Here is a 15,723-nt window from a genome sequence, read left to right on the forward strand (position 1 = left end):
GACCCCCCGGGGGGGAATACTGGATGCAGGAGTCGCAGATGTTCGAGACGGAACGGGAAGCTTGCATCCAGGCCGCGAAGGCCGGCGGGGCGGTCCTCAAGGGCCTGTGGGGGCGCCTGGACCCCTCGACGATCACCGAGAAGACCAAGAACGATTATGTGACCGAGGCGGACCGCAGGAGCGAGGCCACCATCCACCGGGAACTGGACCGCCTCATCCCCGGGCTGGCCTTCCTGGGCGAGGAGACCGGGGCCCAGGGCCCCCAGGGCGGGCGCCGCTGGATCGTGGACCCCCTGGACGGCACCCTCAACTTCGTCCAGGGCTTCCCCCACTGGTGCGTGTCCGTGGCCCTGTGGGACGAGGCGGGCCCCCTGGCCGGCTGTGTCTACGACCCCCTCCGGGAGGACGTCTTCGCGGCCGCCCGGGGCGCGGGCGCCACCTGCAATGGCCGGCCCCTGGCCGTCTCCGCCCAGGCGGGCCTGGACGGGGCCTTCCTCGCCACCGGCTTCGCCTTCCAGCTGGGCGACCGGTTCCCCCGCTTCCAGCGGGCCCTGGAGCCCGTCTTCTACCGGGCCAAGGCCATCCGCCGCGCCGGCTCCGCCGCCCTGGACCTGGCCCACACGGCGGCCGGCATCTACGACGGTTTCTTCGAGATGGGCCTCAAGCGCTGGGACTTCGGGGCCGGCGTCCTCCTCGTGCAGGAGGCGGGCGGGACCCTCTCGGACTGGGAGGGCGGCGACACCTGGCGGGAGACGGGCGACATGGTGGCCGCCGCCCCCGCCGTCCACCCCGAGCTGGTGGCGGCCATCCGGACGCGCCCCTGAACGCGCGCGGCGCGCCCGGAAGGGCGCGCCGCGCGGGTGGGAGGGGTGCCGGCTACTCGGTCGCCTTGGCGGCGCGGCTGTACACCACCGTGAAGATGCACAGGGCGGTCATGGCCGCGATGGCCAGCCATTCCCCGGTGGCGCCCTCGGCGGAGGCCGCGGAGAGGATGGGGAAGCCCTCCTTCCACTTGATCTTCACGAAGCTGGCGATGACGCCCATGATGCCGCCGCCGGCCATGAGGCCGCTGGCCACGAGGATGCCGCGGTTCTCCCGGGCCTTGGCCAGGGCGTCGGAATCGCCGGTCTTCCGGCGGTTCACGATCCAGGCCAGGACGCCGCCCAGGAGCAGGGGGCTGTTCACCTCGATGGGCAGGTACATGCCCAGCGCGAAGCCCAGGGCGGGCAGCTCGACCATGCGGAGGACGAGGCTCAGGACGACGCCCAGGGAGAACAGGAACCAGCGCAGGGGCATGGCGGTGGTGCCGAAGATGCCGTCCAGGATCTCGCGCATGGCGCTGGCCTGGGGCGCGGGCACGGCCGCGGTGCCGAAGCCCTGGTGGGCCATGCCCCACATGGCCAGGCCGGTGAAGACGGCGGCCACGAAGGTGCCCATGAACTTCAGGCCCATCTGCTTGGCCGGGGTGGCGCCGATCCAGTGGCCGATCTTGAGGTCGGTGGCGAAGGCGCCGCTGGCGGAGAGGGCCGTGCACACGACGCCGCCCACCATGAGGGTGATGAACATGCCCACGCCGCCGGCATAGCCCAGCTTGACCATCACGAGGCCCGTGATGATCAGGGTCAGCATGGTCATGCCGCTGATGGGGTTGGTGCCGATGGTGGCGATGGCGCGGGCGGCCACGGGGGCGAAGAGGAAGGCGATGGCCATGACCACCCCGGTGCCCATGAAGGCCGCGAAGACGGCGCTCTTCATGCCCAGGCCAAAGCTGAAGAAGAGGAAGGCGGCCAGGGCGAAGACGAGGAGGCCCATGGCCACGAAGCTGTTGGGCAGGGTGCGGTGGGTGCGGGGGGCGATCCCCTTCTCCACCTTCTCGGCGGACTTGAGGCCAGCCAGGTTCTTGCCGATGCTCCGGATCATGCCGGGCATGCCCGCGAGCACGCCCATGATGCCGGCGCCGGCGATGGCGCCGATGCCGATGATGCGCACGTAGGCCTTGAAGATCTGCTCGGGGCTCATCTGCGCGATGGGCAGGGCCCCCGGCGGCAGGGTCACCGGCACGTGCTGGCCGATGGCGTGGATCATGGGCACCAGGACGAAGGTGGAGAGCACGCTGCCCGCGGCGATCACGGCCGAGTAGCGCAGGCCGATGATGTAGCCGATGCTCATGGTGGCCGCGCTGTTCAGCATGTTGAAGGCCATGAACTGGCGGCGGAGGAAGGCGCCGACGCCGGCGTGGACCAGGGTGATGGTCTCCGACATGCCCCGGAAGAGGGCGCTGAAGCCGTCGTAGGCCATGCCCAGGAGGGCGGATCCGGCCAGGACCTTGGCCTGGTTCCCGGCGCTCTCGCCGCTGGCGAGGATCTCGGCGGTGGCCGTGGCCTCGGGCCAGGGGAAGACCCCGTGGTTGTCCACCATGAAGTTGTGGCGCAGGGGGATGAAGAAGAGGATGCCCAGGGAGCCGCCCAGGAAGGACACCAGGACCACCTGCCACATGTGGGGGGTGGGGACGGAGGAGCCGGGGACGGCGGCCAGCATGTAGAGGGCGGGGATCGTGAAGACCGCGCCGGCCACCACGTGGCCCGAGTTGGCCCCGATGCTGGTGATGATGACGTTCTCCAGGATGGAGGAGCGCCGGGCGTAGAACCTCGAGATGCCGATGGCGAGGATGGAGATGGGGATGGCGGCCTCGATGCCCTGGCCCACGCGGAGGGCCAGGTAGGCCGCGGCCATGCTGAAGACGGCGCAGAAGAGGATGCCGTACAGCACGCTGCGGAGGGTCACTTCGGGCACGCCGTCCTGGGGCACGAGGGGCACGTATTCCTCGCCGGGCTCCAGGACACGCCGGTAGTTCTCCGGCAGGCCCTTGATGGCCGTGGATTCGTCGGATGAGGACATGGATTCTCCTGGGGGACTGGGGATGGCTGGATCAGGCGGGGTACTTGTCCATGACGCCCTGCACCACGCGCCGGGAGAGGCCGTGGTAGCCCGGGGACGCCTGGGCGAAGATGTCGCGGGCCAGGGCGCGGGTCGCCGCGGTCCGGCCGAGGGCGCCGTACAGGGGCCGCAGGTACTTCATGCGCCCCACCCGGGAGAGGACCTCGCGGACCCGGGGGAACACGGCCTCGTACCCGCTGCCGGCGGCCACGACGAGCCACTCCACGAGGATCTCGTGGTTGCCCCGCCCGGTGAGGGCCAGGGTCCGGTCCAGCCAGGCGCAGGCGTCCAGGGGCAGGACGCGGGGCAGGTTCTGCAGGAAGACCAGCAGTTCGGTGGGCGTCCAGGCCTTCATGGCCTCCGCGTCGGGCCGGTGGCCGGGGAATCCCTTGCCCAGGGCCTCCAGGGCCTCCAGGGTCTCCGACCGGAAGACCGGGGCGTTGGCGGGCATGCCGGGCTTGTGGAGCCAGTCGTCGGCGCCGATGCGGGCCAGGAGCCCCGGCAGCCGCTCCTCCACGAAGGCCTGCCACTGCTCGGTGGTGATGGAGGTGAAGCGGAAGCGCTTCATGTAGGCCTGCACGAAGGCCGCGAAGGTCTCCTCGCCGGCCTCGCGCTCCATCAGGGCCACGAGCCGGGCGCCCTTCTCGTAGGGGATGCTGGAGAAGGCGTCGTCGGGGTCCACGCCCTCCAGGTGGGTGCGCAGGACCGTCAGTTCCGGCGCGTCCTTGAAGCGGGCCAGGGATTCGTCCAGGGCCTTCTGGCCGATGGCCCAGCCGATGGCGTAGGCCTCCTGGCCGCGCAGGGCCTTCAGGATCTTGCGCTCGGCCCACACCGTGAAGCCCTCGTTGAGCCAGAAGTGCTCGGCGGTGGCGTTGGTGACCAGGTTGCCGGTCCAGGAGTGGGCCAGCTCGTGGGCCACCACGTCCACCAGGGAGCGGTCCCCGGCCAGGAGGGTCGGGGTGAGGAAGGTCATGCGGGGGTTCTCCATCCCGCCGTAGGGGAAGGAGGGGGGCAGCACGAGCATGTCGTAGCGGTCCCAGTCGTAGGGCCCGAAGAGCCCCTCGGCGCGGACGATCATGTCCTCGACGCCGGCGAACTCCCAGGCGGCGCGCTCGATGGTGGCGGGCTCGGCCCACACCCGGGACCGGTGGCTGAGGTCCCGGCCCTCCAGCTCGCCCACGGCCAGGGCCAGCAGGTAGCTGGGGATGGGCTGCGGCATGCGGAAGCGCCAGGCCCGGGTGCCCGGGATCGGCCCCGGCTCGTCCCCGTCGGGCCCGGCGCTCATGACGGCCGTGAGCCCCTCGGGCACGACGACCTCGGCGTTGTAGGCGACCCGGGCCACCGCGCAGTCCTGGCAGGGCACCAGGGTGCGGGCGTGGATGGCCTGGCACTGGCTGAAGAGGAAGGGATGCCGGCCGCCCTCGGTCTGGGCGGGCTCCAGCCACTGGAGGCCCATGGCCGCGGGGCTGGTCTCGTAGGCGACGACCACCGCCCCGGTGCCGGCGGGGAGCTGCAGGCGCAGCCGCCGTCCCAGGATGGGATCCTCGGGGCCCAGCTCGAAGGGCACGTCCACGTCCGTGGCCGGGACCCAGGCCCGGTAGATGGTCAGGCCCTTGGTGTCCAGGTCCAGGAGGCCCTCCGACGGCTCCGCGAGGACCAGGGTGGCCTCGCCGCCCAGGACCTTCCGCTCGAAGTCCACCAGGAAGCGGAGATGCCAGCGTTCCGTGCGGGGCTGGGCGTCGTCGAAGTACGAATGGGGATCGGGGCGGGCCATGGGCGGGTTCCTCCAGGTGCCGGGAAAAATGGGAAATTTCTATCAGGAAACAGGATTTGTTCCAAGGATCTGGGCCCATTATCCCTGGGTCGAGGGGCTTCCAGGGTCACAATTCGTCGGACGGCCGCAATCCGGATGGCCCACAACGAAAAGCCGATCGCGGGGATCGGCTTCTCGTCGTGGGGTGGGGAGGCGGGTCAGTGCCCGGCCTGGCCGGCGGGGATCTTCAGGTCCTCGCCCTTGTCCTGGACGATGCGCTTGTACCAGTCGGGGGCGTAGGCGGGGTGGGTCACCTGGCCCTTGGCGTCGCGGACGTTGCCGTCCAGGTACTTCCAGATGAGGAACTCGCCCAGCTTCTTCCAGCGGGCCGTGGCCTGGTCGCCCAGGCGGCACGAATAGTCGGTGAGGAAGGCCCGGGCCTGGAGGGGGTTCTGGCGGTAGAGGGCCAGGGCCTGGGCCTCGATCTCCGCCTGGCGGGCGAAGTAGCCGCCCTCCAGCTCCCGCTGCACCTTCTGGACGTCGACGATCATGTCGTCCCAGCGGGTGTAGGCGTAGTTGGAGACGAAGTTGAACGTCCAGAAGGCGCTGTCCCAGCTGAACTCGTTCCAGCTGCCGGTGCCCTCGGCGAAGGTCCTGGGCACCGAGGTGATGGCGCAGTACATGGGCACGTAGACGGTGGTGAACGTGTCGTCCACGCCGAACCAGAGGACGCCGCCCACGGGATCGGGCAGGAAGGCGCGGGACTGGCTCACGAAGCTCCAGCCGGTCTGCTGGGTGGAGATGGCGCGCTCGTGCAGGTAGTCCTTGCCCTCGGACTTCCACTCCATGGGCCGCCAGCGGTAGGGCAGGTGGTAGGGGCCGGCGCCCACGTCCTTGGACATGTCCAGCTCGGTGCCCTCGTAGTGGTCGCGCATGAGCTCCATGACGTCGCGCACGGCCAGCTTCTGGTCGGGCTTGATCCACAGGGGCATGGGCCGGGCCCCGGGCTTGCCGAGGGCGATGTCCGCGGGGATCTTCAGGGAGGGGGCGGCGCGGTGGAAGACGCTCCACACGCGGGCCTCGCAGAAGCGCAGGGCCCCGAAGTCCGCGGGGGCGTAGACGTCGGTGAAGCTGAAATCCTTGTCCGCGCCCTTGTACCAGCCGTTCTTGCGGGCGAACTCGATGACGTCCTTGGCGTAGAGGCAGTTCTGGGGCTCGTTCAGGGGGAAGGTGGAGATGCGGGCGTGGTTGGCGTGGGAGCTGATGGTCCCGTCGGGCAGCTTCACGGCGACCCACACGGCGCCCTTCTGGCCCTTGCCCTTGCCGATGATCTCGAAGATCCATGCCTCGTTGGGGTCGGCGACGGAGATGGACTCGCCCTCGCTGGCGTAGCCGTACTCCGCCACCAGGTCCGCCATGACCTGGATGGCCTCCCGGGCCGTCCTGGCGCGCTCCAGCGCGATGTACATCAGGCTGCCGTAGTCCACGATGCCCGCGGGCTCCTGGAGCTCCTTGCGTCCGCCGAACGTGGTCTCGCCGATGGAGACCTGGCGCTCGTTCATATTGCCCACCCGGGCGTAGGTGACCGGGGCCTCCTTGATGCGGCCCAGGAACTTGCCGGTGTCCCACTCGACGATGTCGCGCAGCTCGCCGGGCAGGTGAAGCCCGGCCGCCTTGTAGTACAGCTCCCCGTAGAGGGTGTGGCTGTCGGCGGAGTAGGCGATCATGGTCGACCCGTCCTTGCTGGCGCCCTTGGTCACGAGGATGTTGGTGCACCCGACCAGGGGCTGTGCGAGGCTGGAGACCAGCACCGCCGCGGCGGCCGTCAGGGTTCTGAGCAGAGGCGTCATGGGCGTCCTTTCTGGCGCAGGAAACCCCTGATCATATCAAGGCACCATCTGGATGCGAGGTATGGGTCGCGGCTTGTCGCTTCCGTCACACCCGCCGGAGCCCCCATGATCCCCACCCCCCCCGCCCAGGTCCAGGAAGCCCCCGCCCCCCGGGAGGCCGCCTTCCCCGGCTTCAACGGCCTGCCCCTCCGGGGCACGGTCCTGCCCGCCCCCGGCGGGCTCTTCGCGGTGCTGGTGCCCGATTCGGGCCCCCTGGACCGGGACTGGCGGGAGGCGCGGCAGCCCCACCACCCGGGCCGGGCCTTCGCCCAGTGGCTCCAGGGCCTCGGCGTGGGCTCCCTGCGCTTCGACAAACGCATGGCCGGCAGCCGTGACCCCAAGCTGGACTGTTCCCTGGACGCCCAGGCGGGGGACGTACGGGCGGCCGTGGCCGCCGCCCGGGCCCTGCCCGAGGCCAAGGGGCGGAAACTGCTCCTGGTCGGGCACGGGGAGGGCGCCCTCCTGGCCCTCATGGCCGCCGGTGAAGCGGATGCCGCCCTCCTCCTCGGCATGCCCGGCCAGACCCTGGCCAGGACCATCGAGGAGCAGGTGGCCAAGCAGCTACCAGCCAGCCGAGCGCCCCAGAACCTGGCCTTCCTGCGCGCCGTCTTCCAGGCCATCCGGGACCGGGGGCCGGCCCCCGTCCCCGGCGGCGAGGTGTACCCCGCCCTGGCCCGCCTCGGCGCCGGCCTCATGGCCCCGGAGACCCTCGCCTACGTCCGGGCCACCCTCGACCTGGACCCCTGGGCCATCGCCGCTCGTTCACCCGTTCCATTGGCCGCCGCCTGGGGGACCAAGGACCTGGCCTGCCCGCGCCCGGCTGCCATCCCCAGGACCTTCCCCGGCCAGGTCATCGACCTCCCCGGGGCCAACCACGTGCTCAAGGCCGAGCCCCGGACCCTGGCGGACCTGGACCCCCGCTCCGCCCTGGAAGGCTATGGGGACGACAAGCCCCTGGCCGACCTGACGCCCCTGGCCGCCTGGATCCGGACCTTCAGCGGGCCGTCGGAGGAGGGAACTTCGCCAGCATCGCGGTGACGGCCTTGGCCACGTCCTGATCCGACTCCTCGGGGGTGAGGCTGTCGTCCAGCACCTCCTCCGCCTCGGCCCGCCAGATCACCTGCTGACTCTTGAAGTCCTTGATTTCCAGGATGATGGAGCCGATCTTCCCCCGATGGCCGCCGCTGACCGGGGCCGCGACCCCCACCCCGAGGCCGAGGCCCCGGACCGGCACCATGCCCAGGCCCACGGACACGTGGCCGCGGGCGCCCTTGCGCCGGGGGCCGTAGGCGGCCTGGTAGATCACCAGGAAGTCCGGGTCGGCGGCGGACTCCCGCCGGAAGCCCTTGGCGGTCAGTTCCGCCTCCACGGCCCGGCGCACCCGGGCGTCCGCGATCGGATTGGCCCCGCCGCCGCCCTTGGGGGCGGCGTACCAGTCCCAGGCGCGGTAGCCGGCGTAGGTGGCCCGGGCGTCATAGTCGTAGTGGACCTTGGGCCCGGCGCAGCCCGTGGCGAGGGCGAGCACGGCAAGACTTGCATAGAGCGTTCGCATGGGCAGACCCTTCCTGAACATGTTGGACCGCCCGCCCAGGGGCCGGGTTGAGGGGCTCACTGGATCCGGGTGGGCGGGACGGCCAGGGACTCGTTCCCCTCCCGGTCCCGGGTGGCCACGCCGTAGAAGTAGTTGTCGGTGCCGGCTCCGGGGAGGACCACCCGGTCCCCGGGGGCGAACACCAGGTCCTGCTGCCAGGCCACGGCGTCGGCGCGGCGCCGGTAGACGACGATCGCCGCGACCCGCGGATCGGTGGAGGGCGTCCAGGTGAGGACGGCGTCGGGGGTCGCGGCCCCGGACAGCACCACGTTCCGCACGGGCTCGGGGGCCGTGGCCAGGTGGTGGAAGGCCCCGACCAGGGTCCGGGTCAGCTTGGCGCAGTAGCCCGGGTCGAACCAGGCGGTGGAATCCCCGTAGGTGCGGCCGTTCACGACGCGGGGCACCTGGTGCTGGCGGTCGTAGTTCTCGAGGGTCTCGCTGAGCCGGGCCGCGGGGAAGCCCTCCCGGTTGAAGGCGAGGTGGTCCCCGCCCCGCCCGACGCGGTCCCTGCGGAGCATGAGCACCAGCTCAAGGCCCTCCTGGTACCGCTCCCCGAAGCGCTTCAGGTAGCGCGCGAGCTCCCGGCTCGGGCTGTCGTTCTCGCCGCCCAGGGCCTCGCGGAGCCGCTTCTGGGCGTCGGTCTCCTGGGAGGGCACCCCTTCCGAGAAGAGCCGCGCGGAGCCGGCCTCGCGGGCCGTCCCGTACCCGGCCACGTTCCCCACGCAGTCCGCGGCGACCATGCCGAGGACGTTCATTCCCTCGTCCTTGAGGCGCCGGGCCAGGTGGGCCGCGCCCAGGAGGCCCTGCTCCTCGGCGATGGTGGCCACGAAGTAGATGCTCACGGCGGTGCGGTCCGAGGCCATCACGTAGGCCATCTCCAGGGCCAGGGCCACCCCGGAGCCGTCGTCGTTGGCGCCGGGAGCGTCCGAGGCCGCGTCCATGACGTCGTTGGCGCGGCTGTCGTAGTGCCCGCACACGACGAGGCAGTCCTTGGCGCGGGTGGGGTCGAGGCCGGGCAGGACGACGCCGACGTTGACCATCTCGGTGGGCTTGGGCACGCGGGGCCCGGGCTCCGCCGTGAACCGGTCCTCGAAGGGCACCAGGCGGGACCCGGGCAGGGCCGCCAGGGACCGGGCCTCGGCCGCGAGCCAGCGCCGGGCCGCGCCCACGCCCCGGGATTCGGACGTGGTGTCGGAGAGGCTGTGGCGGGTGCCGAAGCCGGCCAGGCGCTCCACGGTCCGGCGGAGACGGCTGGATTCCACCTTCCGGGCCAGGGCCTGGACCGGCGTCTCGGTGGAGACGGGCGTCTGGGCGGTGAGGCTCACGGTGAGGAGGAGGAGGGCGAGCACGCGCATGGGGACCCCGCTGGGACCCGGCCGGGACCGGGCGCTAGGGCCATCCTACGCAAAGGCGCGGGCCGGATGTTAAACTTTCCACCCACCTCTACGGAGCGTCCATGTTCGAACTCAATGGCAGAATCGCCCTCGTGACCGGAGCCAGCCAGGGCATCGGCGAAGTCATCGCCAAGCAGCTGGCGCGGCAGGGCGCCTTGGCCGTCTGCGCATCCCTCCCCAACACGGAGGAGGATCTCAAGCGGGTCGTCGCCGAGATCGAGGCCGCCGGGGGCCGGGCCGACTACGTCCTGCTGGACATGCGGGACGGGGACAGCATCCGCGCGGCGGTGGCCACCACGGTGGAGCGCCACGGGGGCCTCCACATCCTGGTGAACAACGCCGGCATCACCAAGGACAAGCTGATGATCCAGATGAAGGAGGAGGAGTTCGAGCTCGTCCTGGACATCAACCTCAAGGGCGCCTGGCTCGCGACCCAGGCCGCCGCCAAGACCATGATGAAGCAGCGCTGGGGCCGGGTCATCAACATCGCCTCCGTCGTGGGCCAGATGGGCAACGCCGGCCAGGGCAACTACGTGGCCTCCAAGGCCGGCCTCATCGGCCTCACCAAGACCGTGGCCCGGGAATTCGCCAGCCGCAACGTCACCTGCAACGCCGTCGCCCCCGGCTACATCGCCACCGCCATGACCGAGAACCTCCCCGCCGAGGTGAAGGCCGAGTTCAACCGCCAGATCCCCCTGGGCCGCATGGGCACCCCCATCGACATCGCCAACGCCGTCGTCTTCCTGGCCTCGGAGGAGGCGGAGTACATGACGGGCCAGGTGCTGAGCGTCAACGGCGGCATGCTGATGCCCTAAACGCCCGGGCCCTCCCCGCGGTCCCAGGTAACCGAACGAACTGACGAACCTGGAGGCCCCGTGGCCCGTCCCCTGCCCCATCCCCCCCCCGGCCCCCCCCGGGAGGAGCGGCTCACGGACCTGTTCCAGGAGACCGTCGCACGGCATGGCGACCGGCTCGCCGTGGCCTTCGGGGGGGCGCGCCTCACCTACCGGGAGCTGGACGCCCAGGCCAACCGCCTGGCCCGGCTCCTGGCGGAGCGCGGGGCCGGGCCCGGGGTCCACGTGGGTCTCCTGCTGCCCCGCTCCGACCGGGCCCTCGTGGCCCTCCTGGCCATCCTCAAGGCCGGCGCGGCCTACGTGCCCCTGGACCCGGACTATCCCGCCGAGCGCATCGAGGCCATCCTGGCGGACGCCGGGGCCCGCCTCCTGGTGTCCGACCTGGGCCTCTCGGGCCGCGTCGGCCTGGGGGCCTGGGACCTGATCCTGCCCGCCCAGGAGGGCCCCGCCCTGGCCGCCCTGCCCCCGGAGGCCCCGCCCCAGCGGGCCGGGCCCGGCGACCCCTGCTACGCCATCTTCACCAGCGGCTCCACGGGCCGGCCCAAGGGGGTCTCCATCAGCCACCGCGCGGCCTGCAACCTCGTGCGGGCCGAGAGGTGGATCTTCGGGGTGGAACCCGGGGACCGGGTCTACCAGGGCTTCAGCCTCGCCTTCGACGCCTCCGTGGAGGAGATCTGGCTGGCCTTCCACGCGGGCGCGGCCCTGGTGGTGGCCGACGCCATGACGGCCCGGAGCGGCCCCCTGCTCCCGGCCTGGCTCCGGGACCAGGGCGTCACCGTCCTCTCCACCGTGCCCACCGTCCTGGGCACCTTCCGTGACGACCTCCCCGGCGTGGGCCTCCTCATCGTCGGCGGCGAGGCCTGCCCGCCGGACCTCGTGGCGCGCTGGGCCCCGGGCCGGCGCATGGTGAACACCTACGGCCCCACCGAAGCCACCGTCATCGCCACCTGGGCGGACCTGGAACCCGGCCGCCCCGTCACCATCGGCCGCGCCATCCCCAACCTGGAGGCCCTGGTGCTGGACGGGGACCTGCGGCCCGTCCCCGACGGCGCGGAGGGGGAGCTCTGCCTCCGGGGCGCCGGCCTCGCCCTGGGCTACCTGGGGCGCCCCGACCTCACCGCGGAGCGGTTCCCGGCGGGGCCCGGGGGCGGCCGCGTCTACCGCACCGGGGACCGGGTCCGCCGGGAGCCCGGCGGGGACCTGGTCTTCCTGGGCCGCCTGGACGACCAGGTGAAGGTGCGGGGCTTCCGCATCGAGCTGGGCGAGATCGAGGCGGCCCTCCGGGGCGCCCAGGGCATCCTGGAGGCCGCCGCCGCGGTGCGCCCCGGGCCCGGCGCGGACCAGCTGGTGGGCTACGTGGTGCCCCGGCCCGGAGCCGCGCCCGCCGAGGCGGAGCTGAGGTCGGCCCTGGGGGCCACCCTGCCGCCCTACATGGTTCCCGCGCGCATCGTCGCGGTGCCGGCCCTGCCCCTGCTGCCCAGCGGCAAGCTGGACCGGGCCGCCCTGCCGCCCCCGCCGCCCGCGGCGGCCCCGGCCGAGGCCCCCGAGGTCCCCCTCTCCCCCGCCGAGGCGGAGCTGGCCGCGGCCTGGGCCCGGCTCTTCCACCGGGCCCGGGTGGGGCCCGACGAGGACTTCTTCATGGACCTGGGCGGGCATTCCCTCCTGGCCGCGGTCATGGTCTCGGGTCTCCGGGCCTCGGCGGCCTTCCGGGACCTCGCCGTCCCGGACGTCTACGCCTTCCCCACGGTGCGGAGCCTGGCCCGGGAGCTCTCCGGGCGCGCCGCCGCGGCCGCCGCGCCGGCCCCGCCCCCGCCGGCGTCCCGGACGCGCCGCTGGCTGTGCCACCTGGGCCAGGCCGCGGGCCTCTACCCCCTCCTGGGGCACTTCGGCCTCCAGTGGCTGGCCCCCTACCTCACCTACAGCTGGCTCATCGACCACGACGCGGACCGCCTGCCCGCCCTCGCCGCGGCCCTCGGGGCCGTGCTGGTCATGACCCCGGCCATGTTCCTCCTCTCCATCGCCGCCAAGTGGATCCTCCTGGGCCGGGTGCGTCCGGGCGCGCACCCACTCTGGGGCTTCTACCACTGGCGCTGGTGGCTGGCGAGCCGCATCCAGGCCGCGACGCCCACCGGGTTCCTGACCGGCACGCCCTGGATGCGCGTGTACCTCCGGCTCATGGGCGCCCGGATCGGGCCCCGGACCCACTTCGCCAGCGACACCCTCACCGGCTTCGACCTGCTCACGGTGGGCGAGGACACCTGCGTCGGCGTGGACGCGCGGCTCGAGGCCCACGCCGTGGAGGACGGGATGCTGCGCCTGGGCGCCATCGCCATCGGCGCCCGCTGCTGCGTGGGGGCCCGGGCCGTGGTCTCCCCGGGGTCCGTCCTCGAGGACGGCGCGGAGCTGGGCGACCTGAGCCTGCTCCCCGAAGGCGGGCGCATCCCCGCCGGGGCGCGGTGGACGGGCTCCCCGGCCCGCCCCGCCCCCCCGGGGCCCCCCCGCGGCGAGCCGGACCGGCCCCCGCGGCGGCGCGTGGTCGCCATGGCCCTCGCCCAGGGCGCGGGAGCCTTCCTCGCCCCCGTGGTGTACCTGCTGGCGATCCTGCCCGGCATGCTGGCCCTCAACGAGCTGTGGATCCGGATCCCCGGCTTCTTCGGCTACCTCTGGGCGGTGCCCCTCGCGGCCCTGTCGTACGTGGTGCTCCTGGCCCTCGTCATCCTCGGCGTCAAGCGCCTCGCCCTGCCCCGGGCCGAGCCGGGCACGTACGGGCTCTGCAGCGCCTTCTACCTGCGCAAGTGGTTCACCGACCAGCTCCTGGAGATCTCCCTGGACCTCCTGGGCCCCCTCTACGCCACCCTCTACCTCAACCCGTGGTACCGCGCCCTCGGCGCGCGCATCGGGCCCCGGGCGGAGATCTCCACCGCCGGAGCCGCCTCGCCGGACCTGCTGGACATCGGCGAGGAGACCTTCGTCGCCGACGCCGTCTCCCTGGGCACCCCCCGCTACGACCTGGGCCGGATCACCCTGGCCACCACCCGCGTGGGCCGGCGCGCCTTCGTGGGGAACAGTGCCTCGGTGCCCGGGGGGACCGTCCTGGGCGACGAGGCCCTCCTCGGCGTCCTCTCCGCGCCCCCCCTGGACCCCGCCGAGGCGGCCCGGACCGACGCCTCGTGGCTGGGCTCCCCCGCCATCCACCTGCCCCGCCGCGCCCGCGCCCAGGGCTTCGGGGAGGAGGCCACCTTCCGGCCCTCCCGGTCCCTGGTGCTCCGCCGGCTCGTCATCGAGTACTTCCGGGTGACCCTGCCCGCCACGGGCTTCACCCTCCTCACCTGCCTCCTCCTCACCGGCCTGACCGTGCTCGAGGAGAAACTGGGCCTGCTCCGGACCGCGATCCTCTTCCCGGCCCTGTACTTCGCCGCGGGGATCGCGGCCTGCCTCGGCACGGCGGCCGTGAAGTGGCTCCTCATGGGCCGCTACCGCCCCGGCGAGAAGCCCCTCTGGTGCGGCTTCGTCTGGCGCACCGAGCTGGTCTCGGCCCTCCACGAGAACCTGGCGGTGCCCTGGCTCCTGGGCCTGGCCCAGGGCACGCCCCTGGTGCCCCTCTACTTCCGCCTCATGGGCGCGCGGATCGGCGCCGGCGTCCACATGGAGACCACCTGGCTCACCGAATGGGACCTGGTGGAGATCGGGGACGGCGCCTGCCTGGGCCCGGACTGCACCATCCAGACCCACCTCTTCGAGGACCGGGTCATGAAGCTCTCCACCGTCCGCATCGGCCCCGGCTGCGCCGTGGGCACCGACGCCGTGGTGCTCTACGACACCCGCATGGAGCCGGGCTCGCGCCTGGGCGGCCTGAGCCTGCTCATGAAGGGGGAGGTCCTCCCCGCCGGCACCGCCTGGCAGGGCAGCCCCGCGCGCCGGGTGGGCTGACTCAATCCACCAGGTCGGCCCGGCGGCTGCCGTCCTTCCACACCAGCTCCACCCGGCTGCCCTTCGCGGCCTGGCCGGGGCGCGTCAGCACCCGGCCCTCGGCGTCCCGCACGAGGGTGAACCCCCGGTCCAGGGGACCGCGGGGATCCAGGGCGCGCAGCCGGGCCTCCAGCAGATCCAGGCGATGGGCGGCCCGGCGGACCTGGGCCTCGGCCGCCGGAGCGAGGCGGGTCCGGGCGGCCTGGATCCGGCTGGCGGCCACGCCGGCTCCCAGGCCCTGGCCGGCCTGCTGGAGGCGCTGGCGCAGGAGGGCCAGCCGGGCCCCGTGGGCCTGGAGGCGCTGGGCCGGATGGGCCAGGTGCAGGCGCTGCACGAGGCGCTCCAGGGCGAGGGCCGGCCCGGGCGTCGTCCGGGCGAGCCGATGCTGGAGGGCCGCCAACCGTTCCCCGGCCCGGGCGATCCGCTCCGGCACCACCCGGAGGCCATGGCTGTCCGTCAGGAGGTTCACCTGGCTTTCCAGACCCCGCAGCCGCCAAGCCATCCGGTCCTGGAGGGCCGCCACCCGGCGTTCCAACTGGGCGGCGAGGGCCTTGAGGTCCGGCGTCGCCCATTCAGCGGCCTGGCTGGGCGTCGCCGCCCGCCGGTCCGCGGCCAGGTCCACCAGCGTAGTGTCGATCTCGTGGCCGACCCCGGTCACCACCGGCAGGCGGCAGGCCGCCACCGCCCGCACCAGGTCCGGGTCGTTGAAGGCCCCCAAGTCCTCGGCGCTGCCGCCGCCGCGGATCAGCAGGATGGCGTCGCAGCCCCAGTGGGGGTCCTGGATCTCGGCCAGGGCCCAGGCGTTCTCCGCCGCGGCCCGGTCCCCCTGGGCCGCCGCGGGGGCCACGAGGATGTCCACCCCCGGCGCCCGGCGGAGGGTCACCTGGAGCACGTCCCTCAGGGCCGCGCCGCCCGGCGCCGCCACCACGCCCAGGCGCCGGGGGAATCCGGGCAGGGGGCGCCGGGGCCGGTCGAAGACCCCCTGCGCGCGCAGGTCGGCCTCCAGCCGCCGCAGGCGCTCCTGGAGGTCCCCCTGACCCGCCTTCTCGCAGTGGGTGACCGCCAGGGTGAGGCTGCCGCCGGGCACATACAGGTTGAGGGAGCCCTTCACGACGACCCGGTCCCCGTTGCGGGGCGCGTGGGCCAGGAAGCGCTGCTGGGAGGCCCACACGGCGCAGGAGAGGGCGGCGCCCTCCTCCTTGAGGGTGAAGTACCAGTGCCGGCCCGAATCCCGGACGTTGGAGACCTCGCCCAGGAGGCACACGGCGGAGAAGGCCGGCTCCACCCGGGCCTTCACCTGTTCCAGGAACCGCTTGACGGAGATCGGGGCGTCCAC

At 73.0% G+C, this 15,723-nt stretch carries 10 protein-coding genes; 4 read left to right on the forward strand and 6 right to left on the reverse strand.

Annotation, left to right across the window (positions count from 1 at the left end; translation table 11 throughout):
- The first annotated feature begins 38 nt into the window (after window positions 1-38).
- The gene (locus R2J75_RS14105) at window positions 39-824 is read left to right on the forward strand and encodes an inositol monophosphatase family protein (protein ID WP_243331373.1); all 786 of its coding nucleotides are present in this window, start codon (window positions 39-41) and stop codon (window positions 822-824) included.
- 52 nt (window positions 825-876) lie between these two features.
- On the opposite strand, the gene R2J75_RS14110 is transcribed toward R2J75_RS14105, so the two are convergent.
- The 3 genes from R2J75_RS14110 to R2J75_RS14120 all read right to left on the reverse strand — a co-directional run bounded on the left by R2J75_RS14110 (window position 877) and on the right by R2J75_RS14120 (window position 6,540).
- Window positions 877-2,898, reverse strand: coding sequence for an OPT family oligopeptide transporter (locus R2J75_RS14110; RefSeq protein ID WP_243331371.1), 2,022 nt, complete (start codon window positions 2,896-2,898; stop codon window positions 877-879).
- Window positions 2,899-2,929: 31 nt separating this feature from the next.
- A complete protein-coding gene (locus R2J75_RS14115) occupies window positions 2,930-4,711 on the reverse strand; it encodes a M1 family metallopeptidase (RefSeq protein ID WP_243331361.1) in 1,782 nt (593 codons plus the stop codon).
- Window positions 4,712-4,908: 197 nt separating this feature from the next.
- Window positions 4,909-6,540, reverse strand: a complete 1,632-nt coding sequence (locus tag R2J75_RS14120) for a dipeptidase (RefSeq protein WP_316410417.1) — start codon at window positions 6,538-6,540, stop codon at window positions 4,909-4,911.
- Between the two features lie 105 nt (window positions 6,541-6,645).
- On the opposite strand from R2J75_RS14120, the gene R2J75_RS14125 reads away from it, so the two are divergent.
- Window positions 6,646-7,617, forward strand: a complete 972-nt coding sequence (locus R2J75_RS14125) for a hypothetical protein (protein ID WP_316410418.1) — start codon at window positions 6,646-6,648, stop codon at window positions 7,615-7,617.
- Here the strand turns inward: R2J75_RS14125 and R2J75_RS14130 are convergent.
- Entirely contained in the window at window positions 7,574-8,131 is a 558-nt protein-coding gene (locus R2J75_RS14130) for a DUF4136 domain-containing protein (RefSeq protein ID WP_243331356.1), read from the reverse strand. The genes R2J75_RS14125 and R2J75_RS14130 overlap by 44 nt on opposite strands.
- Window positions 8,132-8,187: 56 nt before the next feature.
- Window positions 8,188-9,525, reverse strand: a complete 1,338-nt coding sequence (locus R2J75_RS14135; protein WP_316410419.1) for a M28 family peptidase — start codon at window positions 9,523-9,525, stop codon at window positions 8,188-8,190.
- Window positions 9,526-9,626: 101 nt separating this feature from the next.
- Between R2J75_RS14135 and fabG the strand changes: the two genes are divergently transcribed.
- Both fabG and R2J75_RS14145 read left to right on the forward strand, forming a co-directional pair.
- A complete protein-coding gene (gene fabG / locus R2J75_RS14140; protein ID WP_316410420.1) occupies window positions 9,627-10,379 on the forward strand; it encodes a 3-oxoacyl-[acyl-carrier-protein] reductase in 753 nt (250 codons plus the stop codon).
- Window positions 10,380-10,439: 60 nt separating this feature from the next.
- On the forward strand, window positions 10,440-14,348 hold the full coding sequence (locus R2J75_RS14145; RefSeq protein ID WP_316410421.1) for a Pls/PosA family non-ribosomal peptide synthetase: 3,909 nt from the start codon (window positions 10,440-10,442) through the stop codon (window positions 14,346-14,348).
- Window position 14,349: 1 nt separating this feature from the next.
- On the opposite strand, the gene xseA is transcribed toward R2J75_RS14145, so the two are convergent.
- Window positions 14,350-15,723 carry an exodeoxyribonuclease VII large subunit gene (gene xseA, locus R2J75_RS14150; protein WP_316410422.1) on the reverse strand — a complete coding sequence of 458 codons (1,374 nt, stop codon included), beginning with the start codon at window positions 15,721-15,723 and terminating at the stop codon, window positions 14,350-14,352.

The sequence above is a fragment of the Mesoterricola sediminis genome, from assembly GCF_030295425.1.
Taxonomy (GTDB): domain Bacteria; phylum Acidobacteriota; class Holophagae; order Holophagales; family Holophagaceae; genus Mesoterricola; species Mesoterricola sediminis.